Source organism: Pseudobdellovibrio exovorus JSS (genome assembly GCF_000348725.1).
GTDB classification, from domain to species: Bacteria; Bdellovibrionota; Bdellovibrionia; order Bdellovibrionales; family Bdellovibrionaceae; genus Pseudobdellovibrio; species Pseudobdellovibrio exovorus.
In genome coordinates, this window is sequence record NC_020813.1 from 847,083 (window position 1) to 870,341 (window position 23,259).

Consider the following 23,259-nt stretch of genomic DNA (forward strand, 5'->3'; position numbering starts at 1 on the left):
GCTATATGTACCATTGACCAAATTACTTAGCCAAGCAAAGATATGGCATTGATATTATACGCATGGAGTGCTTATGAGTTATGTACATGATTTGAGCCCTTTTATCTTAAAATTACCTGAAACCGCATTGTGGGGAGATCAGTTTGGATTTCGCTGGTATGGCTTTTCTTATATGTTGGGGTTCATCGTTGCATATCAACTGATTAAATGGCTGGCACAAAGACAACGTGCTGGGCTGACAACTCAGATGGTAGGTGACTTTATTACTTATGCTGCCATCGGTGTTTTGGCGGGTGGTCGTTTAGGATACTGTATCTTTTATGATCCGAACTTGTTCTTCAGTTTCAAATCAAGTTTTCCATTTTGGGGAGTCTTGGCTGTTAATGAAGGTGGGATGGCTAGCCATGGTGGTGTTATCGGTGTGTTGCTGGCATGTGTACTATTCGCTCGTAAACATGGTTTGAACTACGCTTACCTGTTGGACTTAGCTGCTATCACAGGCCCATTGGGATTTTTGTTTGGAAGAATTGCAAACTTTATTAACGGAGAGTTAGTAGGACGTATTGCTCCTGAAAGTTTTCAGTATGCTGTAAAATTTCCTTCGGATATTTTGAACTGGCCACAATATCAGTTTGATCGTCTGTCGACGTTAACGGGCGTGGTAGAAAATCTGGGGGTGCAAGCTAGTCAGTGGAGCACATGGCTTGCGAACTTCCGTACAGATCCATCAGCGCGAGAACAAGTTTATTCAGTTCTTTATCGCATCATTCATGAAATCCAAAATGGGAACGGGGCTGTTAAGCAACTGATTGCGCCAGCTTTGGATGCTCGTTATCCATCGCAATTGTTCGCGGCTCTAACTGAAGGCTTGATTTCATTTCTAGTCTTATTCTTCCTTGCAGGTAAGTCACGTAAACCAGGATTTATCGCGGCAAGTTTTGGTATTGTGTATGCAATCTCTAGAATTGTGAACGAGCAGTTTCGAGAGCCAGATATTCAAATTGGATATCAGTTATTCGGACTTACGCGCGGGCAATGGTTAAGTGTGGGTCTATTTGCTTTAGGTGTAGGGTTAATGTTTTATTGGTCACGTACACAGTCGCAAACAGTATTCGGCTGGAGACGTGGTGAAAGTGTAAGAGTAGGAAGAAGGTAAAAATGAACTTATTTAAAAAAAGCATTCTCTCATTAGGTTTTTTATTGGTGTCATCTGCAGCCTTAGCTGAAATCAAATCTGAGGTTGTAGAGTATAAAGATGGCAAGACTGTATTAGAGGGAGCAATTGTTTACGATGCCGCCTTAGTTCAGACCGGTAAGAAGTTACCTGCAGTGGTGATTGTTCATAACTGGATGGGTGTTGGCGACTATGTGATGATGCGCGCTCAACAAATGGCTGAGATGGGTTACGTGGCTTTTGTTGCTGATATTTATGGTAAAGGTGTACGCCCTCAAACAGTTAAGGAAGCTGCAGAGCTCGCAGGAAAATATAGATCAGGTGATCGTAAAGAGTTGCGATCTCGTGCACGTGCCGCTTTTGAAACACTTAAAAAGCACAAATCAGTGGATGCTAAGAAAATCTCGGCCATGGGTTATTGCTTTGGTGGTACAGTGGCTTTAGATATGGCTCGTATCGGCTTGCCACTAGCTGGCGCTATTAGTTTTCATGGTGGATTGGCTTCAGCAACAGCTGGCGACGCTAAAAAAATTAAAACAAAAATTTTAGTATTACATGGAGCTATCGATCCATTTGTTCCAGAGTCTGAAGTTTTACAATTCCAAAAAGAGTTGAATGAAGCTGGTGTTAATTACGAATTTGTATCTTACAGCGGTGCGGTGCACTCTTTCACTGAAAAAGCAGCCGGAAACGATGTTAAAGCGGGCGCTGCTTACAATGAACAAGCAGACAAAAGATCATTCGTGGCTGTGAAAAACTTCTTAACAGAAGTGAATCAATAGTTAGATTGATTTAAGCAAGTCTGTAATGGAGCCGGCGATCTCTTCGCCGGTTTTAAAGTTTTTGAGCTTATATTCAAAGCTTCCATTTTCCTGCTCGAAAATTAAAATCGCTTTTTCTGTTCCCAGCTTGTTCGCTTTTTCTAATTTCTTTTTAAAGTTTCCAGTTAAGAAAATTTCGCAGTATTTATTTTGATGGCGTAACGCGCTTGTAATTTTCATGGCTTCTGCAAGTGCTTTATCACCATGGCCGATAATCGCAATTGGAGCCTGCGCTGTACGAAGTGATTCGATGTGTGCAGAGCACAGATCAGCTAAGCGATCCACACCAGCGGCCCAGCCAACACCTGGGGTTTTGGGACCTCCGAGCATTTCGACTAAACCATCATAGCGTCCACCCGAAAGAATTGCGGATTGTGCACCTAGTTCGGTTGTAGTGAATTCAAAAACGGTGTGACAGTAGTAATCTAAACCACGTACTAGTTTGCTATTAATTTTGTAAGGGATACCTAATGTTTCAAGTCCGGCAATAACATCCGAGAAAAACTTTTTAGAGGTTTCATTCAGGTAATTTTCCATTAATGGAGCTCCTGCAACGATTTTTTTATCACCCTCATCTTTTGAATCTAAAATACGTAAAGGATTTTTTTCTAGACGAGTTTGCGAATCTGTTGAAAGTTGTTCTTTGAATGGAGTTAAGTATTCGACTAAAGCTTGCCGATAAGAGTTGCGAGATTCAACGTCACCTAGTGTGTTGATTTCAAGAACACAGCGATTTTCTAAACCAATTTGTTTTAAGATATTCCATGCTAAATCTAGGCACTCGACATCGGCTAACGCAGATTCAAGGCCAAGTACTTCCACACCTAATTGATAGAATTGGCGGTAGCGGCCCTTTTGAGGGCGTTCGTAGCGGAACATCGGGCCATAGTAATAAAGTTTTAGTGGTAAATGCTGAGCTAAACCTTCACTTACAAATGAGCGAACGACTCCGGCTGTGCCTTCGGGTCTTAGCGTGATAGAGTCACCACCGCGATCCGTGAACGTATATGTTTCTTTGCTGACAGCATCTGAGGTTTCACCAAGTGAGCGGTGAAAAACGTCCGAGAATTCAAAAATAGGAGTTTCAATTTCTTTAAAACTGTAGTTTTTAGCTGTTTTGTAGGCAGTTTCTTCGATTTGACGAAAAATCTGTTTAACTTCAGGTAGCAAATCTCTTGTGCCGCGGACGTTTTGGTATTTACTCATAAGCCAGTAGAGCATAACCTATAAATCCTTAAAAACGCAATAAGATGCCTCTATTCTTTACTTGAAGAGGTCTATTTTATTGAACCTTTGAAAGAGGGAAGTGTTATGAAATGGGTTCTGATTTCACTACTTGTCTTTTCTGCCGCTGTTGGGGCTGGTGTCTACTTTATACAAGGCGCAGGTAAGGGCGAAGGGATTGAAGTGGATTGGCGTCTGTTGAATCAGATGGATTATATCACTAAACACGCTCCTACAGAAATACAACAGCTTGAAGGCCAAAGAATTAAGATTCCTGGCTTTATGGTGCCACTGGAAGATGATCAAAGAAAAGTGACAGAGTTCTTATTGGTGCCAACTCCACAGGCGTGCATACATGTACCGCCTCCTCCGCCGAATCAGATGGTCTACGTGCGTATGAAAAAAGGTACGGACCCAATCCCAGGTCTTCCGATTTGGGTTTATGGGAAGTTTAAAGTTTCAACTGTTAGGTCGCAATACGGAGAAGTCTCTTTCGAGATGGAAGGCGACATCATAGAAGATTACAGATAATTATGATTGAGATTAAAAATTTAAAATTTTCATATTCGCAAAAACCGATTTTGGATATACCGGAAATATCAATCAAATCAGGTGAAGTTGTATTTTTACATGGTCCCAGCGGTTCTGGTAAGTCCACTTTGCTGGAGCTTCTTGCGGGCATACTGAAGGCAGACTCTGGTGATTTAGTTATTAATCAAAAAAATCTGTCTCAGATGAGTTTAGCTGCGTTAGATAGTTTTCGTGCGGATTCAATCGGATACATTTTCCAAAGCTTTAATTTAATTCCATACCTTTCAGTTATGGAAAACATCATGTTGCCATTTTTATTTCGTAAAGCTGATGTGGACACTGAAGATTTGAATGACATGTTGTCGCATTTAGGATTGGCTCCGTATGTAGATCGCCCAGTTTCACGGTTATCAGTGGGGCAACAGCAGCGTGTAGCAGTCGTGCGTGCATTGATCAAAAAACCTCAAATCATATTGGCGGATGAGCCGACCTCTGCTTTAGACTACGATCGTCGCGAAGGATTTTTGAAAATCTTATTTTCACTTTGTCGTAAACACGGAACAACAGTTGTTTTTGTAAGCCATGATCTGAGTATTGCTAAGTTGTTTGATCGCTCTATCGGTTTATCTGAGGTGAATCAAGTGAAGTCTGAGGCTGAAGTATGAAACAGATAAGTTGGATTAATTTAGCATGGAAATCATTAAAGAATCGTAGGTTCTCTACAGTGCTCACAGTTTTCTCGATGGTACTGAGCTTGGTGTTATTGATGAGCGTCGAACGTATCAAGCGTGCGGCTCAAGATGGATTTACACAAAGTGTGTCCGGAGTGGACTTAGTTGTGGGGGCGCGTTCAGGGCCATTACAAATTATTTTATATTCTGTATTTAATATCGGGCAGGCGACACAAAACGTGTCTATTGAAAGCTATAATGAAATTCGCCAATTACCGGAAGTGGAATGGACGATTCCTTATAGTTTGGGCGATGGCCATCGTGGTTTTCGTGTTGTGGCTACGAATCAAGATTTTTTTAAGTATTATAAATTTCGTTCGCAAGAACATATTGAGTTAGCTGCAGGACGGCCCTTTGAATCGTATTTTGATGTGGTTGTTGGGGCTGATGTGGCGAAGACTTTGGGTTATCAAGTGGGCTCCAAAGTTGTGGTGGCTCACGGGGTGACTACGGGAATTGCCATTCAAGAACATGACGATAAGCCCTTTCATGTAGTAGGTGTGATGAAGCCCACAGGGACACCATTGGATCGTGCTTTATATATCCCGCTTGAGGGAATGGAAGCTATCCATTTAGATTGGCAAACGGGAAGTGCACCAAGTGAAGATCAGCAAATTAAAGTAGATCAAATCACAGCTGAAATGGTACAGCCCAAAACAATCACCTCGTTTTTCTTGCGCACCAAAAACAGAATTGAAACTTTGCGATTACAAAGATGGATTAATGAATATCAGGCAGAGCCTTTAACAGCCGTGATTCCGGGTGTGGTGTTAGCTGAGATGTGGACTTCTTTATCCATGGTGGAAAAAGTGTTGAAGGGGATTTCGTTCTTGGTGATGCTCGTGGGATTAATTTCTATGTTGATTGCCATTATGACCGCATTGAATGAGCGCCGTCGAGAGATGGCGGTATTAAGAGCTTTAGGGGCGTCTTTAAAAAATATATTAGCTCTGATTCTGATCGAGACTTTTATTTTGAGCTCTGTGGCGATTATCTTAGCCTGTGGAGTGAAAGTGTTATTTGAAATGCTTCTTGGGCCTTGGTTGCAATCTAATTATGGCTTGTATTTACAAGCACCACTATTTTCGGTGAATGAACTTTTGTATTTGGCCCTGATGTTGATCAGTAGTTTGTTGATCAGCTTTATTCCTGCAATCAAAGCTATGCGCTCGGCACTTAAAGATGGGTTGAGTGTTAAGCTATGAGCGAAAAAAAGAATTACATCACGCCCGAGGGCTTTGAGCGCCTTCGTTCTGAGTACAGTGATTTATTAAATGTAGAAAGACCCAAAGTTGTGGAAGTGGTGGCTTGGGCCGCCAGCAATGGTGATCGTTCTGAAAATGCAGATTATCAGTATGGTAAACGTCGTCTGCGTGAGATCGACCGCCGTCTTTTTTTTCTGAAAAATCGTATACAGGATGCTGAAGTTATCGACCCAGCTCAGGTGAAATCGGATAAGGTCGTCTTTGGGGCAAAAGTCACCCTCGAGACAGAAGAGGGTGAAGAAGTTACTTACCAAATTGTAGGCGAAGACGAAATCGACGTGAAGAATAAAAAAATTTCATGGCGTTCACCACTGGCAAAAGCCATATTAGGCAAAAGAATGGACGATGAGGTCAAAGTTGCCAAACCGAGTGGTGAAGAGATGATGATTATCATTGATATAGAATTCAGTTGAATGTAGTATAAAAAATAGGCAAAGGGGTGTGCCATGAACATTAAAAATCATCACTATGTATTTATAGCTATAATTTTAGTGGCTGCGATTTTAGTGCGCTACGATCTTAATCGCCGTGTTGCCAACATCAATACGACGACACCAGTTGCTATTGATTCAACAGCTCAGTCGCCTATTGCAAGGGAAGCGGCACCGATGATGGCAGTTGCGCCCACTGTGACACCTGCAGTTCCAACTCAAGATTTAGAAGAGGCGTTTCGTCAAAAGTTTTTTACAGAGGCTTCAGAAATTATGAAGTCACAGGGTGATGCTGATGGTGTGGAAAGAAAACTAAGAGCATTAGCCGCGGGTATGAATCAAAGGGACGTACAAGCTTTGTACGAAGTTATTTCTGACGAAAACCAAGATGGTGAAAAAAGAGCTTTAGCTGTTGAATTACTATCTATTAAAAATGACACCGCTTCATTGACTGTTCTACAAAACTTTGTAGCGAATAAAAAAACAGTTAATGGAACGGAGTGGGACCCTAAAAAAGAAATTGAAACAATCTTAAGAGCTCAAGCCGTTGAAAGTATCGCAGCTTATCCGCAAAAGGACATTGCTCTTTCTACATTAAGCTTCTTACAAAGACGTGTAGATGAGGCGTTCTTGAATGATCGTATTGGTAGAGCTTCAGCTAACCTGACTGGTGACCCTGTGTTTCAGTTACAGCCACAAATGACACAGCCGCAACCTGTTCTTGATGACAGTATTCGCGGACTGGTTCAGTAATATTATTTTTGTTTTTGATTTTTTCTAAAACGATCGTGAAAGCGTTTTTTCTTCGGCTGAAATCTTGAATCTTTAAATGGTGAATTCGCTTTCTTTTCAATCTGAGCTTTTGCTTTCCCTTTTGACAGAGTCGTCGCATTTTCTACGGCATCAGAATGGAAAGGATGATCGCGATTCACTTCAATTTTGTGACCTGTTAGCTTTTCAATATCACGGATAAAGGACTTTTCTTCAGCATCACAGAAAGAGATAGCGACGCCCTCTGCGCCGGCTCGGGCTGTTCTACCTATGCGGTGAACATAACTTTCAGAAATATTCGGTACTTCATAGTTAATAACGTGAGTAATGCCATCAACATCAATACCTCGAGCAGCAATATCCGTTGCAATCAAAACACGTGTTTTGTTATTTTTAAAATTGTCGAGAGCGCGTTGGCGGGCATTTTGTGACTTGTTCCCATGGATAGCTTCAGATGGAATATTGCTTTTAGTTAAAACATCTGAAACGCGATTGGCCCCATGCTTCGTTCTTGTGAAAACAATAACGCGATAAAAATTTGCATCTTCTAGAATATGCTTCAGAAGCTCTCTTTTTTTCGATTGTTCGACATACATGACGTACTGTTTGATTCTGTCGGCTGTCGATGAAACAGGAGAGGCCTCAACTTTAATTGGCTTAACCAACATAGTTGATGCTAACTTTTCGATTTCGGGTGGCATCGTGGCAGAGAAAAGCAATGTCTGTCGCTCTTTCGGCATCATGAAAAGGACTTTTCTAATATCCTGAATAAAGCCCATATCTAACATGCGGTCCGCTTCGTCGAGGACAAAGATTTTGACTTTTTGTAACGAGACACTTTTTTGGCTGATTAAGTCTAATAAGCGTCCCGGTGTTGCAATCAAGACGTCAGAGCCTGAGCGTAAAGCTTGTATTTGCGGGTTTATGCCGACGCCGCCATAGACAACATTGATATGCAAATTCAAGTTAGCAGAGTAAGTTTTGAAGTTTTCGTGAATTTGCAGCGCCAACTCGCGGGTAGGCGTTAAGATCAAACAGCTTACTTGTTTAGGGCCAGCGAAAAGTTTATTTTGAACGATATTATTTAAAATGGGTAAGGCAAACGCAGCAGTTTTCCCTGTCCCTGTCTGAGCACAACCAAGTAAATCACTGCCTTTGAGCAGATGGGGGATAGCCATTTGCTGAATAGGCGTAGGATTTTGATAGCCCGCTTTTTTAATAGCCGTCAAAATGGGTTCGATTAAAGCAAGGTCACTAAACTGAAATGGAGTTGATGCAGATGTATTCACCGGCCCAAACTACTGGTTCACTGTGGCTTTGTCAGCTGAATTCTGTGTTAAAGTGTTTCACTATAAGACATCACATAAAAATGACAGGACGATCTACCTAAAATTTCTCAATATTGATTCCTATTATCCCGATAAGAGACCTAACAAAAGGAAAGGTTTTCATGAAAACACAATTTTTTTTAGCAGCATTGCTGGCTGGTCAACTTGCTTTCGCACAGGCGCAAACACAGACGCCAGAACCTAACTCTGTCGTGGCTTCATCTGAAGTTTCATGGGAAGTAGATCCAACAGCATGGGACTCATTTGATTTAAGCCAAATTCCAAACAATCGTGGGGATGTGGTGTTTGTGCAAGCACCTCAAAACAGTCGTTTAAATTTGTCATTACCAGAAGAATTTGTTCCGGTGACATTTGGAGAGAATGCAGCGCCTGAAGAGGAAGTGATTGAGAATCCCAACCTATTCCGTTTTTCAAATAATCAAGATGGCTTGCAGGGTGCGATTCGGTCTTTACGTAATAACGTAAACTCAGGTCTTGGTTTTAGCGGTTACCGTATTCGTATTAGAAGAATGGAAAGATTCGAAGATGTAAGCAGATTCGCGCCAGGGATCAAAAAGCCATCTCGTCCTTACATGGTTGAGTTTGTTAAAAAATTCTAAGACTTAGTTTTTAGATACATTGAGTTTTAAATGGAATTGCAGAAGCTTCATAGGGGCTTCTGCAATTTTCTTTTTCCAGTCAGATTAGAGTGATTTATCAATCATATATCCAGATTTTTGAACAAAGCTTGGGCATTCAGCTCATGTGTCTATGGGAAGCTTGTTGCCATAGACGAAGCCTACGTTGTATGTCTTAGGTATGACAAGTCAAAAAGCTGATCAAATCGCTGGCGAGATCGTCGATATTTGTGAGCGCCTTCATCGCCGTAATATGTTAGCCGCCGCGGACGGAAATATTTCTTTTCGTATAAGTGATAATGAAATTTTGATTACTCCTTCTGGAATTGCCAAAGGCTTTATGAAGCCTGAACAGATGGCTGTGATTAGTCTGGATGGAAAAGTTCTAAAAGGTAATCCTTCCAGTGAAAGATTGATGCATCTTGAAATTTTTAAATCTTCTGAAAAAGCCAAGGCGATTATCCATGCGCATCCACCTACAGCTATTGCATGGTCGATTGCACAGCCTCATTTAGACAAGCTACCAAGTGATTGTCTATCTGAAGTGATTTTAGCAACAGGTGATATTCCTTTTGTTCCTTATGCTCGTCCGGGGACTTTACAAATGGGTGAAGTGCTTAAGCCATTTCTTCCACAACATCGCGCTATGATTTTACGTAATCATGGAGCCGTCGCATGGGGTGAAAGCTTAGATGAGGCTTATCGCGGCATGGAGCGCATTGAACATTCAGCGCAGATTTTAGCAACGGCGAAGCAACTGGGTGGCTTACATCCACTGCCAGCAGAAGAAATTGCTTACTTGTATGAGCTTCGAAAAAAAATCGGTGAGGTATTGTTATGAAGCAAATTAGATCATTGGCCTTAGAGGCTGATATCTCAGATACTCGTTTTGATTTACGTTTGCTAGATCAGACTCTTTTGCCTAATCAAGAAAAATGGATGACGATTGAAACCAATGAGCAGATGATTGAAGCCATTCAAGCTTTGCGTGTACGTGGTGCACCTTTGATCGGTGTGGCCGCCAGTTTGATGATCGGTAAATTAGCTTTTGAAAAATCAGATGAAAGCATTGATAAAGAAACCTTACTAGAGCAGGCCCGCCAACTTTATGAAGCTCGTCCCACGGCAGTGAATCTGATGATTTGTGTTGATCGCATGACGGCAAAAATCAAACAGACAAATTCAGTGCAAGAAATTGTGGATTTAGCAGTTCAAATTTTCGATGAAGACGTGCAGCTATGTAGTCGCATTGCAGATAATGGAGCTGCTCTAATTGAAGATGGTGACCGCATTCTAACTCATTGTAATACCGGTGGTTTAGCCACGGCCGGAGTTGGAACGGCGCTGGGCGTTTTAAGACGGGCTCACGAGCAAGGTAAAAACATTCATGTCTACGTAGATGAAACACGGCCTTTACTTCAAGGGGGACGCCTGACGGCATGGGAACTGACTAAACTTGGAATCCCATGCACTTTAATCACAGATAATATGGCAGCCCATTTAATGAGTTTAGGTAAGATCACAAAGGCCATTGTTGGCGCTGATCGAATTGCGACGAATGGTGATTTTGCGAATAAGATTGGGACGTACAGTGTGGCTGTTAACTGCCACTACCATCGTATTCCATTCTACATTGCAGCTCCTTATACGACTTTAGATCCTGAATGTTCTAGCGGCGAGCAAATCCCGATCGAGCAGCGGAAGTCTTCTGAGGTCAGAGGTTTTGGCGATTTCATGTGGGCACCAGAAAAAATTGAAGTTTACAATCCTTCTTTTGATGTGACTCCACACCCTTTGGTAGAAGCGTGGATTTTAGATAAAGCTGTTTATAATAAAAACGATGTGAAAAACGGAGTATTCAAATGATTGGTGTGATTGGTGGATCTGGTTTTGAAAAATTTGAAGAGTTCGAAGTTGTTGAGTTATTAGATCGCGAAACGCCATTTGGTTTGGCGGCCAGTGGATTCAAAAAAGTAAGAGTGGAAGGAATTGAATTCCTCTTTATTTCCCGTCATGGTGAGCACCATGAACATTTGCCAAGCGAAATTAACTATCGAGCGAATATCTATGCGTTTAAAAAATTAGGAGCCAAAGCCATCGTCTCTTTCAGTGCGGTAGGGTCTTTAAGAAAAGAATATGCTCCTGGTGACATGGTGATTCCTTATCAGTACATTGATCGTACGAAATCATTAAGACAGCATAGCTTTTTAGGTGGTGGCCTAATTGGACATGTGTCATTAGCTAAACCGATATGCGAAGTGATGGCGACAGCTGGGCAGCAGCTCTATGTTGAAAATAAATTAGAGCAAAGCTTTAAAGCGCACTTTGGGCAAACCTACGTGTGTATTGAAGGACCCTATTTTTCAACAAAAGCAGAGTCTAATACCTATCGTCAAATGCAGGCGGATATCATTGGGATGTCGAACTTCCCAGAATATGCCTTGGCTCGTGAAGCGGGTTTGCCGTATTTACCTTGTTGCTTCGTCACTGATTATGACTGCTGGGATGACTCTATTCCGCACGTTACTGTAGAAGAAGTGATTAAAGTGATGAAGGGCAATAACTCTAAAGCATTTTCATTCCTGAAGGTTTTATTGAAGTCAGGTGAAATCTATAAAAATAGCTTGGCTTATGATGGTGGTTTGCGCACAGGGCTGTTTATGCCAATGGATGCAATCCCAACTGACAAACGCAGCTGGGTAGATGTCCTGCTAAAGTAAAGTTAACAAATAGGGTTGTGAGCCTCTTGACGAGGCTATTTGCTTTTCCATGCTTGTTCACAGGTATGAACACAGTCAGCTGAAGAGTTAGTTTTGATTTTCGCACCATAAGCTGTGGCAATGTAGTCTTGATGCTCGAAGCGAGTATTGGGATTGCAATCGATGAGATCTTGTCGCTCTTTGTACCATCCCATGTAATTGGCTGTATTTTGAGAAGTCTCTTGGGCTATACGGCAGCCAGCATAACAATGTTTTACTTTGTCGTTGCTGAGACCACGCATTTTCGGAAGTTCTGATTTATAAAGATTGTAGCCGTTAACAAGATTTAGCGGATTGGGAATGATTGGCATTTTGCCAGCCCAAAAATTGAGATGAGCTTGATACTCTGTTGCTGAAGAGTAGCGTTTTCCTGTCACAGGATTATTTTCTTGCTGCCAGCAGGCAGCTGAAGCTGTCGTCGCCCAAACTAAATTGGGAATCAGAGATAAAATAATAAGAGCTATTCTGAAATTGGATTTAAGGACGTGCTGTATTTTCATATCACAGTGTCTAGCACGCCCCACAGAGCGAAGCAAAAAAACAGCGACTGTCAAATATTCTGACAGATAAAAACTACAGCTGCCAGTTTTCAGGAGCCGCGAAAACAGTTCCTTCGTAGGAATCTTGCATTCCTGTTAAACTCTTGGGAATCACCACCGCTTCACGGCGATGATATAAAGGTAAAAGGTAAAAATTCTGACGAAACAGCTCGTCTAATTTCAGCGTTATTTCATGTCGCTTGGTTAATTGGTTTTCTTTTTCAAACTGAATCAAGAGCTTATCAACTTCGGGGGAACGTAAACGGATACTGTTACCACCAGCCCAACTGTTTTTAGCCGTTGGAATTTCTTTCGATGAAAAATAATTTTTTAAAGAAAGATCAATAGGAACGGGTTGGCCATACATGGCTAAATCAAAGTCTCCGCGAGGAACGCTTTGTCCTAATAACAAGCGTGGTGGCTCATTTTTGATGATGCATTCCACACCAATGGATTTGAACTCGCTACAGACAGATTGTTGAATGTTTTCTAGAACCTTAATCCCTGCAGAAGTTTTAAATTGCAGACTTAAAGTTTTTCCATTTTTTTGTCGGATGCCGTTACTATTACCAGTCGTCACGACCTTCCATCCAGCTTCATCTAAAAGTTCGCGCGCTCGTTTCTTAGAATGAATAGAGGAAGTAGCTTTGTAAGCAGGGTGCTGCGGAGACAAAATTCCCTCTGCTGCTTGTAAGTGGTTGCTAAAAAAAGCACTGACGATTCGCTCTTTATCGACGGCACGGCTAAGAGCCTCACGAACTTTTATATCTTTCAGAGGCTCTTTATCTAAATTAAAATAGATTCCTTGAAATATTCCCGAGTTCTGAAACCTCACTTGGTGAGGACTGCGAGCGGCTTTGAAGTCTTCTGCAAAGTTCAGGGCTGTGTCCGGAGGAAATCCCACTGCTCCGATGGCATTGATTTGTCCTGATAGAAGATGCGCTTTAAGGGCGCTGGTATCCGACACATACTTAATCACAACGCGTTCGATCTGTGGCTGTGTACCAAAGAAGTGCTTGTTGCGATCTAAGATTACATGACTGCCCAGTTTAAATTCCGTGACTGTGTAGGGGCCACTGTAAAGACCTTTATTGGTGGGCGAGCCGATATAAAGTGTATTGCGATCATAGCCTTCACTTTCATTCTTAGACTTGTCGTAGATATTTTTTTCTAAGTGTGAAGGAAGTAACGAAGGTAAGTTACGATCGTATGACCAATCTGAATTGATGTAGGTGACCGTGCAAACTTTTGGATTTTGTGGGGTCCACTCGATATTAGATATTTGGTTATAGAATTGGCGTGAAATCACCGAAACTTTTGGATTCAGTCCCGCTTGCCATCCTAAGTGCCAATCGGCGCAGGTGATGTCTTGGCCATCGCCCCATTTGGCATTGGGTTTTATCGTCCACACCGCTTTATTTTTTTTAAGAGTGGGAACCTCGACAGCGATATCAGCCACAACACTTCCATTGGCTTGGTGGCGGATCATTTTTCTATTCAGGAAAGGATCTAATGACTCATTTGAAGCCAATTGTGAGGTGACAGGATTGAAGTGAGACCACTCTTGAATAATAGCAATCGTTAGCGATGAAGGGGCTGCAAAGGCAAAAGAAGAAGACAATAGAAACAAAACTGTAAAAAAATAAGCCATAAAACCTCTAAAACTCAGACTTTGGTCAAAGTTATGAATAAGAATTAATGTGTTTTTAATCACGTCTTTAGCTTGAACTGGTAGATTAAACCTACACCTAAAAAGGAGATTTAGAAATGAATAAGTCAACTCTCACAATGCTTTGTATGATCTTTATGATGGGTACTGCTTTTGCCAATGAAAATCGTGCTGGAGTGCCGAATACAGGTACGACAGAGCCTCGCTCGTCAGTTACACGCGAGCAGGCCAGAGAGGCCTTTAAAGCTCATCGCGAGAAAGTACGCACTGCATGTGCTGCTGATGTTGGGAATGCAGGATGTGCCAGTGAAGAAGGACGCAAAGCTATTAAGTGTGTTCAGAAATTTAAAAAGAAGAATAAGGGTTTTCAGTTAAGTGAATCGTGTAAGTCGGCGTTAGAAGAAGGGCGCCAAATGCGCAAAGAAATCAAAATGTCCAAGAAGCAGCGCAAAGGCCACAACAAGGCTAAAGCTAAAAAAGAAGAGTAGTATTTAATAAATCGTGTGATCCCGCTCCTTTCGTTGGGCCAATCTGATACAGATTGGCCCTTTTTTTGTTTAAAATCCCAGATAGTCCTTAAGTCCAGTCTAGGGGAGTCCGATACCAGAGGTAAGGACATAAGTGTCCTATTTTTAAGCAACTTGTACGATGTTTTTACGACAGCTTGGGAAACTACTGGGGGCAGCATGAAAATCACCGAAGTGAAGATATTTCCGGTAAACGAGGACCGATTAAAAGCCTACGTGACCATCACGATTGAGGGCTGTTTTGTTGTTCGTGATTTAAAAGTCATTCAAGGTCCACAGGGCCTATTTGTCGCGATGCCGAGTAAGAAGCGTAAAGACGGGCAATTTCGTGACATAGCCCATCCATTGAATCAAGAGACTCGACAACACATTGAAGATATGGTTTTTGAAGCATACGAAAATCAATTAAGGTCTATGGGAGAAACACTTGTAAATCTGAAACGGCAAAAGGCTCCGATGAGCTTTGGCCATGATGATTGACGAGAAAATTAGCAACTAGCACGACACCACAGAGTAATCAAAGAAAGCCCTGCTCGGTTAAATCTTTCGATGAACCTATAGATAACAGCCCAGATTGTTTTTAAGACCTTCTGGGCTTATTTTTTCTTGCCCTTTCATCTAAATTTCATTAGTTTCAACTTTACGTCATTTCATGTTGGGGTATCGCCAAGTTGGTAAGGCAGTAGATTTTGATTCTACCATTCGCAGGTTCAAGTCCTGCTACCCCATCCAAATTTTTATGTCTGAAATTAAACCTAAAAAACCCAGAACAAATAAGTGTCCCGCAGAAGGCATTACGCTTGAAATGAAGCTAAATGATCTTGTGGAGGTTTACGGGTGGGAACGACTTGGCGAGAAGATCACCATTCGTTGTTTCAACTTTGACCCCAGTATTAAATCAAGTCTGAAGTTTTTAAGACGAACACCATGGGCACGCGAACAAGTCGAAAAGCTTTGGCAGTGGCGAGAGGATACCGGTTGGGATCCGCGTGATGATCATAAGTAGTTTCTCGAAATTATTTAACACTCGTACAAAACCGTAATAGCTCGTTTGCATACTTCGTTTTTTCGATACCGATGCGTTTCTTTGCGATTATTTTCAAATCGGTAAAATCTCGTGAAGATGGCACAAGTTCAATACCAGTTGAGTTTCTGAATATATCAGCTCCGTTCAGCTCTTGCAGAATCATTTTTTCTTTTTCTGACCAACCGAAGTTTTGTGGTGTTTTTTTGCGAGAGATAGGTAAAAAGCCAATATCACCTCTTAATAAAACTCGTAAAGCACGTCCAGAGCCATCTTGATGATTTTTTCCACCAATATGCCGAATTAGAATGCCTGCATAAATTCCTAAATCAGGATTGCCACAGGTGATATCGACACCATGGCGATTGAAGATGGGTAAGGACCAGCGATCACCTTTAGATTTTGTATGAACGTAAAATCGTGAAGAGGTTAATTGCTCTTTTCTTTTATGGCTCGCTCCCGCGTTGTCTACATCATCTTCTAAAACATGAGGTATGCTTAAGTAAAATTCTAGTCCTTCAAAAGTATGAAGGCTTCCGCAGGCTGATTTGATTTTCCAGTTTAACAGAAGCTCCTCGGCAATGGTACGTGCATGAACTAAAGCCTCTTGATGAGTTCTGACATGGGAAAAACTTAAGAGGGCTTTAAGAGTGCTCATGACTTTGGATACTAGCGTACATTGTTTTGTATTTAAAGGGGGCTGTGCGCTTAGCATTACATCCAATGTTGGCGCATAAGGCTAAGCAAAAGTTGTGTCTAGAGTCAGAGCGATGTAAGCTCGAAATGTAAAACAAGGAATCACTATGCCATCATTTGACATCGTTTCAGAACTAAATATGCAAGAAGTAGACAATGCGATCAATCAAGCTCGTAAAGAAATTGAAGGTCGTTATGATTTCAAGGGTAGCAATGCCGAATTGAATTGGGATAAAAAAGAAGTCACGTTGTTAGCTGAAGATGAATATAAAGTACAGACCATGGCGAGCATTTTAGAAATGAAAATGGGTAAACGTGGTGTCGATCTTCGTGCATTAAAATTATCTAAGATTGAACCTGCGGGCGGGAAGTTACTTCGTCAGAAAGTGACCTTTGCTCAGGGCATTGAAAAAGAAATGGCCAAAGAGATCGTGAAGTTCATTAAAGATTCAAAGTTGAAAGTACAGCCGCAGATTATGGATGATAAAGTGCGTGTGACCTCTAAGAGTATTGATGAGTTACAGACAACTATGCAAACGGTTAAGGGTCATAATTTTTCGATCCCATTGCAGTTTGAAAACATGCGTTCGTAACCTCACTGGAAACAGAATAGGTCATTAGATAAATAAACTTTTTATTATTTATTTTGCGTATGAAAATTAAACTCCTGTCTAGGTTGGTTTGAATAATTTCATTAGATGAATTACTCTATTTTTCATGGCCTTAAAATCGTCGGTTGCATCAGTTAAGTTGCGTGTAGAGCACGGTGAGCGTTTGAACGTTTTCACCCATTTGATTGGGATGATCTTGGCTATCATGGGTGTAGGTCTTTTGCTTTACACCGCTATCAACAAAGCAGATCTGTCACGTATCGCGACCTGTATTATCTACGGAATTTCAACAGTGGGCATTTACGTATTGTCGGTTCTGTATCACAGTGCTCATCAATCCAAAAAAGAGTTTTTCCGCAAGTTAGATCATATCGGAATCTATTTGAAGATTGCAGGTAACTATACACCCTATATGATTTTGGCCGTGAATGGTTTGGCGGGTTGGTCGGTGCTCACAGTTGTATGGTCATTGGCGATTGTCGGCATTTTCTATGATGTTTTTGTAAAATCTAAAACTCGTTTTATTCAAAACTGTATCTACATTGCGATGAGTGCCACTGTCTTGCCAGTTATCAACCGCTTGATGATGGGACTGGGAATGACGGGCTTCGGTTTGGTGATGCTCGGGTTCTTATTTTATGCCATCGGCTTTTTAGTTTTTCTATATGATGAAAAGATCAAGCATGGCCATGGAATCTGGCATATGCTGGTTCTTGGTGGCAGCGGCTGTCAGTTCGCTTGCCTGTGGATGTTTGTTGTCTAAATCGTTTAGTGTTGTTTAATTCGTTATCGCGCTCACTAAAGTGAAAAAAGTATAGACAGTTTTTGGCCTTGAAGACTGGGTTTCTGGTAATTATTTCCAAGCATTTTCTAAAAGCTGGTTATTATTCGGCTCGTACATTAAAACTTCAGCACGAGGTTTAATATGAATTGGAAATTTTTTGTGATTATTCTGAGCGGTGCTTTTGCTTATGCGGGAACTTCGTCAGCTTCTTTAGCCATTCAAAGTCCTAATGAGTTTGAGTTCATCCATTGCATTACTGAAAACAAGGGTAGCGCTGTTGTGCCTCACTTTGTAATTGATATCCGTGCAGAAAATCACGTTTTGTATCGCGCTGTAGCCCCAGCAGAAGCTCGTGTGACAGATTTGTCATTAGTGCTGATTGATGAGAACTTACAGGCTAACACGATTGATACAGTGGATGTGAGCTGGGTTTCCTTAAAAAATAACTTAAGCCTAGAGTTAAATATTTTAGATAATGGCGGATATATTATGGACGGGGTGTTGAACCAAGGTAAGTCTCAGTATCCTATCATGTGCCGTGATGTGACTGTCGAATAAGTCTGAGTCAGTTGCAGTTACAATATTGATTTTGAAATTAAGAAATAAAAAAAGGCCGCTATCTGAGCGGCCTTTTTTATTTTATCTTTAAGATATTTTTAGAATTGGATGTTTAATCCTGGATCACCTTGTAGGTGGTACCATTCCATATTGTCGATGATTTGGGTTTTGTTGTTCCAACGAGAAGCTAAGTACATTTGACCTGCCATTAAAGCTTCTCCTAAGTGTTTAAACTTCTTTTCAAGGTGTTGGAATGCAATCCCTTGTGCCATCACTGCAGGTGGATGCCATGAGATATTCACAGTTCCACCATAGTAAGCCGCAGCACCAGCCGCTTCACCTGTTGGGTTCATAAAGCTAGTACCAAGGTAGCGGCTCAAGAGGCGTCCGTTTTGGCAAGCCACATCGATAATGATTGGCTTAACAACAGTTTGATTGCGCATCTCTGGGATATGACGAACGTAGTAAGTTTGGTTCAGGTTATCCCAGCTAGTACCACTTCCGTGGCCCATGTAAGTCAACCATGCAGCTCCCGTATTCAAACCGCGATTTAATCCCGCTGGATTAGAGTTTTCGCGATCATTTTGGTAATAGTGAAGAACTTCGCTGCCATTCACTTCTTTATGGCGGTCGCCGATAGAGGTGATGTACTGGTTATCAGAAGGGTTTGAGCCTTCATTTGAAGCGATACCAATAAAGCGTCTTAAACCACTTGCATCTTGGAACGCACGTTGTTCAAACTCGATCGACTTCGCCAATTGAGCTGTTACTTGTTCAACAGATGTCGCCACGATACGGCTAGCAAGAACATCTGGGATATAGTCGTCAGCGCCATCCATTGTGAAGTATTTCAGGTCACTTGGTGTTTGATAGCTTCCAGAAGTAGATACACGGAACATCGGGATTGTGTTTTCATCGCCAACGATAATAGCGAAATCAATGCTGTGTTCGTCGTAATACTTTTTAATCAATGCTTGAATGGCATTTAAGTCGTTCGATGGTGACGTTACTGTTTCCACATGCACTGTATAACCCTGAGAGCGTTTCCATTCAGTGAATGCAGTTAATCCATCCACTAACTCAAGCGGGCTAACGATTAAATAGCTATTACGCTCCGTTTGTGGGTAAGTGAAAAGCGGCATATTGATAGTGACATCACCATCGGTAACGATTTCCACTTCGTTTGTTTCAGAGTTGTATTGACCCAAACGAACATCGACACGGCTAACTGGAATTCCGCGGTAAGATCCTAGATAGTCGATATTTACTGAGTTCATTGGTTGTGCGTAGAACTTGTTATTCACTTTGAAAGTTTTAATTTGGTCTTGAGCACAGCGGCAGTCTTGTTCTTGAACTGGATAAGGTTTGATGTTGCTCAACTTTTCAGTTTTGAAAGATTTGAACTGAACTTTGATTTGTTCAGGCTTGGCTTGCACCAGCCAACTTTTAACAGGAAGCTCAGGAGCACCTACTGTTTTTTCTGATTCTGTTCCATCAACCGAAACATGCGTGAACGCATTTTCCTTTTGGCTGGATTGAATTTTGATATCTGTTGAGTGGATGCTGACTTTAAATTTTTCAGCAGCGTGCGAGCTCAACGTGGCTAATAAAATAAGACCAATTAGATTGAATTTCATATGATGATTTCCCCTCATTAATAATTAGATGACCGAAGTGGTTACTTGTCCAGCATGCAATCCATGACGCACATTGAAAACGCAAATAATTAAAGAGGGGAGCCGGGGGGCGGATTGGGGCTACGTCAGCCGGAAAAGCTGAGGGAACCCCTAATTATAAAAGTATTTAACCAAAAGTAATTAACGACGCTGACGACGTTGAAAGCTCTGTTGTAACAGCTGTTTTTCGTCGGGACGTTCCTCGATCGTAACAGTCGTATTTCGTTCGATGGCTTGGCCGTTATTATTACGTAAGTATTTGATAGAGACCTTTTTGCCAGGCTCTTTATCCGCAATGATATCAACAAGGTCTTGAGCGTTACGAACGCGCTGTCCATCAATAGACGTCACCACATCATAGATTTTCAATGCCGCTTTATCTGCAGGCCCGTTGGGTTGAACCACGGCAACGACTGCACCGCGATAGTCGTCATCCATTTTAAGATAAGCTGCTGTTTGATTATCTAAATCTACAGGGCTGATGCCAAGGTATCCTTTGCGAATACTTCCTCGTTGCTCCAGTTGAGGAAGTATAGACTTCACTTCATCGATGGGGATTGCAAAGCCAATCCCTTGAGCCCTTGCATCAATGGCTGAGTTAACACCAATAACTTGTCCACGTGAATTGACCAGAGGCCCACCTGAGTTTCCAGGGTTAATGGATGCATCTGTTTGTAGAAGAGGGAACTTGTTGATTTCTTGGATAGCTCTTCCTTTAGAAGAAATAATGCCTTTTGTCATAGTGTGGCCATGACCATAGGGATTACCGAAGGCGGCGACCCATTCACCGACTTCAACGTCTTTTGATGAGCCAAGGCTGGCCACATGAAGCTTAACGTCCGCCTTAATTTTAATCAGAGCGATATCTGTTCTTTGATCGCTTCCAATGACTTCGGCTTTGTATTGCTTGTCGGCTTTTTCTGTCAGTTGAACTTCGATAATGTCCGCATCTTTAATGACGTGAGCATTCGTTACGATAAGTCCATCTTCACGGATAATAAATCCTGTTCCTAATCCAACGCGGCGAGGACGATTACTCCAACCTTCAGATTGAGGTGGAATGCCGTAAAATCGTTCCAACATATCCTGTAAAGGGTCGCGTGGTCCTTTTCTAGCAATAGCCGATGTTGAGATATTAACAACAGCGGGATTGATGGCTTTTGCTAGCTCAACAAATAAATTGGCAGGCAAAGGATCGTTGAGATTGAGTTTTGGTAGGGGCTGTTGAGGCAAAGCGCCTTTAGTAACTGTTTGTGAGCTGGCTAAGTTCGGAATAAGAAAGAAAAGGCAGCTGAAAAAAAGAGTGGTCACGAGGATAAGAGATTTTTTTTTCATAGAGATCCTTTCTGAATACTTCTTGTTTAAATTTATTTTAATTGAACAAACTTCATTTGAAGATCTTGTAGGATATGATCCAGCAATCCGATCTCATCTGGTGTCAGGTTGCCTTTAGTTTTTTCCTTCAAAACAGAGAGAAGGTCGATATTAAATCTGGCCATATTGCGATCAGATTCAGTTTTTCCTGTCTGTGGATCTGGAGTTAACCCCATAGCCATCATCGCGTTGGAAGCGATGGACATGATAAGTAAAGAAAATGAAGCCTCAAGTTTTTGTTCGTTGTTCGAGCTCATTTCGTCGTTCCTTTCATTTCGATAAAGAAAATCCCATTAAGTGTTTTAATCTAGATTCTAAACTCGGGATGCCGTATTGATTAAGTGATCCATGACTTATGCTTAATACAGAAAAGTACTCTGTGCCTAAGACCTTCTTGTTATGATGAAAATCAAAGTTGTGCAGCTTGTTAATAAGATACCCTGTTTCGTGATGAGAAGCATCGGACGTAAGTTTAAATTTCTTGTCAGATTCTAAGATATCACGAGGAATGCGAAACAAGGTCGTTATTAAAATAGAAACAGGCAGAACAAGAATTTTTAAATTGAGTAGACTTTGGTTGATAACAGATAAAATCGGTGTGACTAAAAAGGATCTATTTTCCAAGTGAGCCAGCAGAAACAGCGCCGAGAGTCTGATCTCTTCGGTGTTTAAATTGTCTAGTAATTGCTCATGCAAAAGAATATGTCCTTCATTTGCTTTGCTTTTCCAGATCAAAGGTGGGGTCTTGTGTGATGTTTTGTAGACATATATTTTACGAAAGCCAAAGTTGAGCTTGTTTTTGTTAAGCTCAGTGAGGAATCCTGATGGATCGTTCCCTGAAAACTCGTGCGCGTTGAGTTTTTTCTTGAACAGGGTAATGCCTCTTTGAAGCGTGGCATAAACTAAGATCACGCTAACTAAGAAGGCGATAAATAAACCGGCGCGTCCTGCTAAATGAAAGCCAAGTAGTAGGAATAGAAATGTCAGAGCAAGAAAGAAAAACCAGACTTGTGTCAAGGCACGCATAGAGATTTATATTCTTACGACTTGAGGTTGAAATCAAGACTATTTGTGACAGAATAATAGGGCACATTCAGCGCTGGGAGACTTCATGGCAGATATGGACTTATCAACACTTAATCAAACCGTTAAAGAGCAAAGTATTTTTGTTTCGCAAATGATGAGCGAAATGGGGAAAATAGTTGTTGGTCAAAAAGAAATGATCGAAGGCATCACAATGGGTTTGCTAACAGGCGGCCATATCTTGCTTGAAGGGGTTCCGGGTTTAGCGAAGACACTTACGATTTCGACGTTAGCTCAGACAATTTCGTTAGATTTTCATCGTATTCAGTTCACGCCGGATTTGTTGCCCACAGATTTAATCGGAACGATGATTTTTAATCCTAAATCAGGAGACTTCTCGGCGAAAAAAGGACCTATCTTTTCCAATATCGTTTTAGCGGACGAGATCAATCGTGCTCCAGCCAAAGTTCAGTCGGCTCTGTTAGAGGCCATGGCCGAAAAACAAGTCACGATCGGCGAACAGTCCTACAAATTAGATCATCCCTTCTTGGTATTGGCGACGCAGAACCCGCTAGAGCAAGAGGGAACATATCCTCTGCCAGAAGCACAGATGGATCGTTTCATGTTTAAGATTGATGTGACCTATCCAACGAAGGAAGAAGAACTCGAGATCGTATCGCGTATGGGACATAATCAACGCCCAGAAATTCAGAAGGTCATCACGAAAGAGCAGCTTTTAAACGCGGTACAAATTGTGGATCAAATTTACGTTGATCAAAAAGTAAAAAATTACATTGTCGATTTGATTATGGCCACGCGCCAACCGGCTCAGTACGGTTTGAGTCGATTAGAAAAGCTGATCACTGTGGGGGGATCTCCGCGTGCGAGTTTAAGTCTTATCCGTGCAGCCAAAGCCCATGCGTTTTTACGTGGCCGTGGATTTGTTACGGTTGAGGACATTAAAGCGATTGTTTACAAAGTTTTACGTCATCGTCTGATTTTATCGTATGAGGCAGAAGCAGAAAACCTAAAGGCTGATGATATCATCAAAGAGGTTTTATCTGCGATAGAAGTTTCGGGGTAATCCATTGACTGTTCCTGCTGA

Annotated in this window: 27 protein-coding genes and 1 tRNA gene; 19 read left to right on the forward strand and 9 right to left on the reverse strand. The window is 41.6% G+C overall.

The features are described 5' to 3' along the window. Nucleotides 1–73: 73 nt before the first annotated feature. Together lgt and A11Q_RS04305 are read left to right on the forward strand one after the other, a co-directional pair. Nucleotides 74–1,156, forward strand: coding sequence for a prolipoprotein diacylglyceryl transferase (gene lgt, locus A11Q_RS04300; protein ID WP_015469563.1), 1,083 nt, complete (start codon nucleotides 74–76; stop codon nucleotides 1,154–1,156). Nucleotides 1,157–1,158: 2 nt separating this feature from the next. Then, on the forward strand, nucleotides 1,159–1,956 hold the full coding sequence (locus A11Q_RS04305) for a dienelactone hydrolase family protein (protein WP_015469564.1): 798 nt from the start codon (nucleotides 1,159–1,161) through the stop codon (nucleotides 1,954–1,956). On the opposite strand, the gene hisS is transcribed toward A11Q_RS04305, so the two are convergent. Continuing rightward, a complete protein-coding gene (gene hisS, locus A11Q_RS04310; RefSeq protein WP_015469565.1) occupies nucleotides 1,957–3,216 on the reverse strand; it encodes a histidine--tRNA ligase in 1,260 nt (419 codons plus the stop codon). A gap of 90 nt (nucleotides 3,217–3,306) precedes the next feature. Between hisS and A11Q_RS04315 the strand changes: the two genes are divergently transcribed. From A11Q_RS04315 to A11Q_RS04335, 5 genes are read left to right on the forward strand one after another with little or no spacing between them, the layout of a single operon-like run. Continuing rightward, nucleotides 3,307–3,750, forward strand: a complete 444-nt coding sequence (locus A11Q_RS04315) for a DUF3299 domain-containing protein (RefSeq protein WP_015469566.1) — start codon at nucleotides 3,307–3,309, stop codon at nucleotides 3,748–3,750. Nucleotides 3,751–3,752: 2 nt separating this feature from the next. Next, nucleotides 3,753–4,415, forward strand: a complete 663-nt coding sequence (locus A11Q_RS04320; protein WP_015469567.1) for an ABC transporter ATP-binding protein — start codon at nucleotides 3,753–3,755, stop codon at nucleotides 4,413–4,415. Further along, nucleotides 4,412–5,686, forward strand: coding sequence for an ABC transporter permease (locus A11Q_RS04325; protein ID WP_015469568.1), 1,275 nt, complete (start codon nucleotides 4,412–4,414; stop codon nucleotides 5,684–5,686). The genes A11Q_RS04320 and A11Q_RS04325 overlap by 4 nt, the downstream gene beginning before the upstream one ends. Next, nucleotides 5,683–6,159 (forward strand): transcription elongation factor GreB, encoded by a 477-nt coding sequence (gene greB, locus A11Q_RS04330; RefSeq protein WP_015469569.1) that lies wholly within the window; start codon nucleotides 5,683–5,685, stop codon nucleotides 6,157–6,159. The genes A11Q_RS04325 and greB overlap by 4 nt, the downstream gene beginning before the upstream one ends. A gap of 33 nt (nucleotides 6,160–6,192) precedes the next feature. Next, nucleotides 6,193–6,930, forward strand: a complete 738-nt coding sequence (locus A11Q_RS04335) for a hypothetical protein (protein ID WP_015469570.1) — start codon at nucleotides 6,193–6,195, stop codon at nucleotides 6,928–6,930. 2 nt (nucleotides 6,931–6,932) lie between these two features. On the opposite strand, the gene A11Q_RS04340 is transcribed toward A11Q_RS04335, so the two are convergent. Further along, complete coding sequence (locus A11Q_RS04340) at nucleotides 6,933–8,237, reverse strand: DEAD/DEAH box helicase (RefSeq protein ID WP_015469571.1); 1,305 nt, start codon at nucleotides 8,235–8,237, stop codon at nucleotides 6,933–6,935. A gap of 161 nt (nucleotides 8,238–8,398) precedes the next feature. Between A11Q_RS04340 and A11Q_RS04345 the strand changes: the two genes are divergently transcribed. The 4 genes from A11Q_RS04345 (at nucleotide 8,399) to A11Q_RS04360 (ending at nucleotide 11,634) form a co-directional block, all read left to right on the forward strand. Then, on the forward strand, nucleotides 8,399–8,896 hold the full coding sequence (locus A11Q_RS04345) for a hypothetical protein (RefSeq protein ID WP_015469572.1): 498 nt from the start codon (nucleotides 8,399–8,401) through the stop codon (nucleotides 8,894–8,896). A gap of 199 nt (nucleotides 8,897–9,095) precedes the next feature. After that, entirely contained in the window at nucleotides 9,096–9,755 is a 660-nt protein-coding gene (locus A11Q_RS04350; protein ID WP_015469573.1) for a class II aldolase/adducin family protein, read from the forward strand. Continuing rightward, nucleotides 9,752–10,780 (forward strand): S-methyl-5-thioribose-1-phosphate isomerase, encoded by a 1,029-nt coding sequence (gene mtnA, locus A11Q_RS04355; protein WP_015469574.1) that lies wholly within the window; start codon nucleotides 9,752–9,754, stop codon nucleotides 10,778–10,780. Before A11Q_RS04350 ends, mtnA begins: the two co-directional genes overlap by 4 nt. Next, nucleotides 10,777–11,634 (forward strand): MTAP family purine nucleoside phosphorylase, encoded by an 858-nt coding sequence (locus tag A11Q_RS04360; protein WP_015469575.1) that lies wholly within the window; start codon nucleotides 10,777–10,779, stop codon nucleotides 11,632–11,634. Before mtnA ends, A11Q_RS04360 begins: the two co-directional genes overlap by 4 nt. 35 nt (nucleotides 11,635–11,669) lie before the next feature. On the opposite strand, the gene A11Q_RS04365 is transcribed toward A11Q_RS04360, so the two are convergent. Both A11Q_RS04365 and A11Q_RS04370 read right to left on the reverse strand, forming a co-directional pair. Beyond that, nucleotides 11,670–12,173, reverse strand: a complete 504-nt coding sequence (locus A11Q_RS04365) for a hypothetical protein (protein ID WP_015469576.1) — start codon at nucleotides 12,171–12,173, stop codon at nucleotides 11,670–11,672. Nucleotides 12,174–12,246: 73 nt separating this feature from the next. Then, on the reverse strand, nucleotides 12,247–13,863 hold the full coding sequence (locus A11Q_RS04370) for a peptide ABC transporter substrate-binding protein (RefSeq protein WP_015469577.1): 1,617 nt from the start codon (nucleotides 13,861–13,863) through the stop codon (nucleotides 12,247–12,249). A 116-nt stretch (nucleotides 13,864–13,979) separates the two neighbouring features. Here A11Q_RS04370 and A11Q_RS04375 point away from each other — a divergent pair, with 116 nt between their 5' ends. The 4 genes from A11Q_RS04375 (at nucleotide 13,980) to A11Q_RS14060 (ending at nucleotide 15,414) form a co-directional block, all read left to right on the forward strand. Continuing rightward, nucleotides 13,980–14,369, forward strand: a complete 390-nt coding sequence (locus tag A11Q_RS04375; protein ID WP_015469578.1) for a hypothetical protein — start codon at nucleotides 13,980–13,982, stop codon at nucleotides 14,367–14,369. A 198-nt stretch (nucleotides 14,370–14,567) separates the two neighbouring features. Beyond that, nucleotides 14,568–14,888 carry a septation regulator SpoVG gene (gene spoVG, locus A11Q_RS04380; RefSeq protein WP_015469580.1) on the forward strand — a complete coding sequence of 107 codons (321 nt, stop codon included), beginning with the start codon at nucleotides 14,568–14,570 and terminating at the stop codon, nucleotides 14,886–14,888. Between the two features lie 176 nt (nucleotides 14,889–15,064). Beyond that, nucleotides 15,065–15,140 (forward strand) — tRNA-Gln (locus A11Q_RS04385). 7 nt (nucleotides 15,141–15,147) lie between these two features. Beyond that, nucleotides 15,148–15,414: a VF530 family protein gene (locus tag A11Q_RS14060; RefSeq protein ID WP_041575649.1), complete on the forward strand. Its 267-nt coding sequence runs from the start codon at nucleotides 15,148–15,150 to the stop codon at nucleotides 15,412–15,414. A gap of 10 nt (nucleotides 15,415–15,424) precedes the next feature. On the opposite strand, the gene A11Q_RS04395 is transcribed toward A11Q_RS14060, so the two are convergent. Next, on the reverse strand, nucleotides 15,425–16,090 hold the full coding sequence (locus A11Q_RS04395) for a hypothetical protein (RefSeq protein WP_015469581.1): 666 nt from the start codon (nucleotides 16,088–16,090) through the stop codon (nucleotides 15,425–15,427). Between the two features lie 145 nt (nucleotides 16,091–16,235). On the opposite strand from A11Q_RS04395, the gene A11Q_RS04400 reads away from it, so the two are divergent. From A11Q_RS04400 to A11Q_RS04410, 3 genes are all read left to right on the forward strand, one after another. Continuing rightward, nucleotides 16,236–16,721, forward strand: a complete 486-nt coding sequence (locus A11Q_RS04400) for a YajQ family cyclic di-GMP-binding protein (RefSeq protein ID WP_015469582.1) — start codon at nucleotides 16,236–16,238, stop codon at nucleotides 16,719–16,721. A 124-nt stretch (nucleotides 16,722–16,845) separates the two neighbouring features. After that, nucleotides 16,846–17,502 carry a PAQR family membrane homeostasis protein TrhA gene (gene trhA, locus A11Q_RS04405; protein WP_015469583.1) on the forward strand — a complete coding sequence of 219 codons (657 nt, stop codon included), beginning with the start codon at nucleotides 16,846–16,848 and terminating at the stop codon, nucleotides 17,500–17,502. A 162-nt stretch (nucleotides 17,503–17,664) separates the two neighbouring features. Then, on the forward strand, nucleotides 17,665–18,081 hold the full coding sequence (locus A11Q_RS04410) for a hypothetical protein (protein ID WP_015469584.1): 417 nt from the start codon (nucleotides 17,665–17,667) through the stop codon (nucleotides 18,079–18,081). Nucleotides 18,082–18,179: 98 nt separating this feature from the next. Here A11Q_RS04410 and A11Q_RS04415 read toward each other — a convergent pair whose 3' ends face one another. The 4 genes from A11Q_RS04415 to A11Q_RS04430 all read right to left on the reverse strand — a co-directional run bounded on the left by A11Q_RS04415 (nucleotide 18,180) and on the right by A11Q_RS04430 (nucleotide 22,157). Continuing rightward, the gene (locus A11Q_RS04415) at nucleotides 18,180–19,718 is read right to left on the reverse strand and encodes a C25 family cysteine peptidase (RefSeq protein WP_015469585.1); all 1,539 of its coding nucleotides are present in this window, start codon (nucleotides 19,716–19,718) and stop codon (nucleotides 18,180–18,182) included. Nucleotides 19,719–19,898: 180 nt separating this feature from the next. After that, on the reverse strand, nucleotides 19,899–21,092 hold the full coding sequence (locus A11Q_RS04420; RefSeq protein WP_015469586.1) for a S1C family serine protease: 1,194 nt from the start codon (nucleotides 21,090–21,092) through the stop codon (nucleotides 19,899–19,901). 32 nt (nucleotides 21,093–21,124) lie between these two features. Further along, entirely contained in the window at nucleotides 21,125–21,388 is a 264-nt protein-coding gene (locus A11Q_RS04425; RefSeq protein WP_015469587.1) for a DUF1844 domain-containing protein, read from the reverse strand. Between the two features lie 13 nt (nucleotides 21,389–21,401). Then, nucleotides 21,402–22,157, reverse strand: a complete 756-nt coding sequence (locus A11Q_RS04430; protein WP_015469588.1) for a hypothetical protein — start codon at nucleotides 22,155–22,157, stop codon at nucleotides 21,402–21,404. An 85-nt stretch (nucleotides 22,158–22,242) separates the two neighbouring features. Here A11Q_RS04430 and A11Q_RS04435 point away from each other — a divergent pair, with 85 nt between their 5' ends. Next, a complete protein-coding gene (locus tag A11Q_RS04435) occupies nucleotides 22,243–23,238 on the forward strand; it encodes an AAA family ATPase (RefSeq protein ID WP_015469589.1) in 996 nt (331 codons plus the stop codon). Nucleotides 23,239–23,259: the final 21 nt, after the last annotated feature.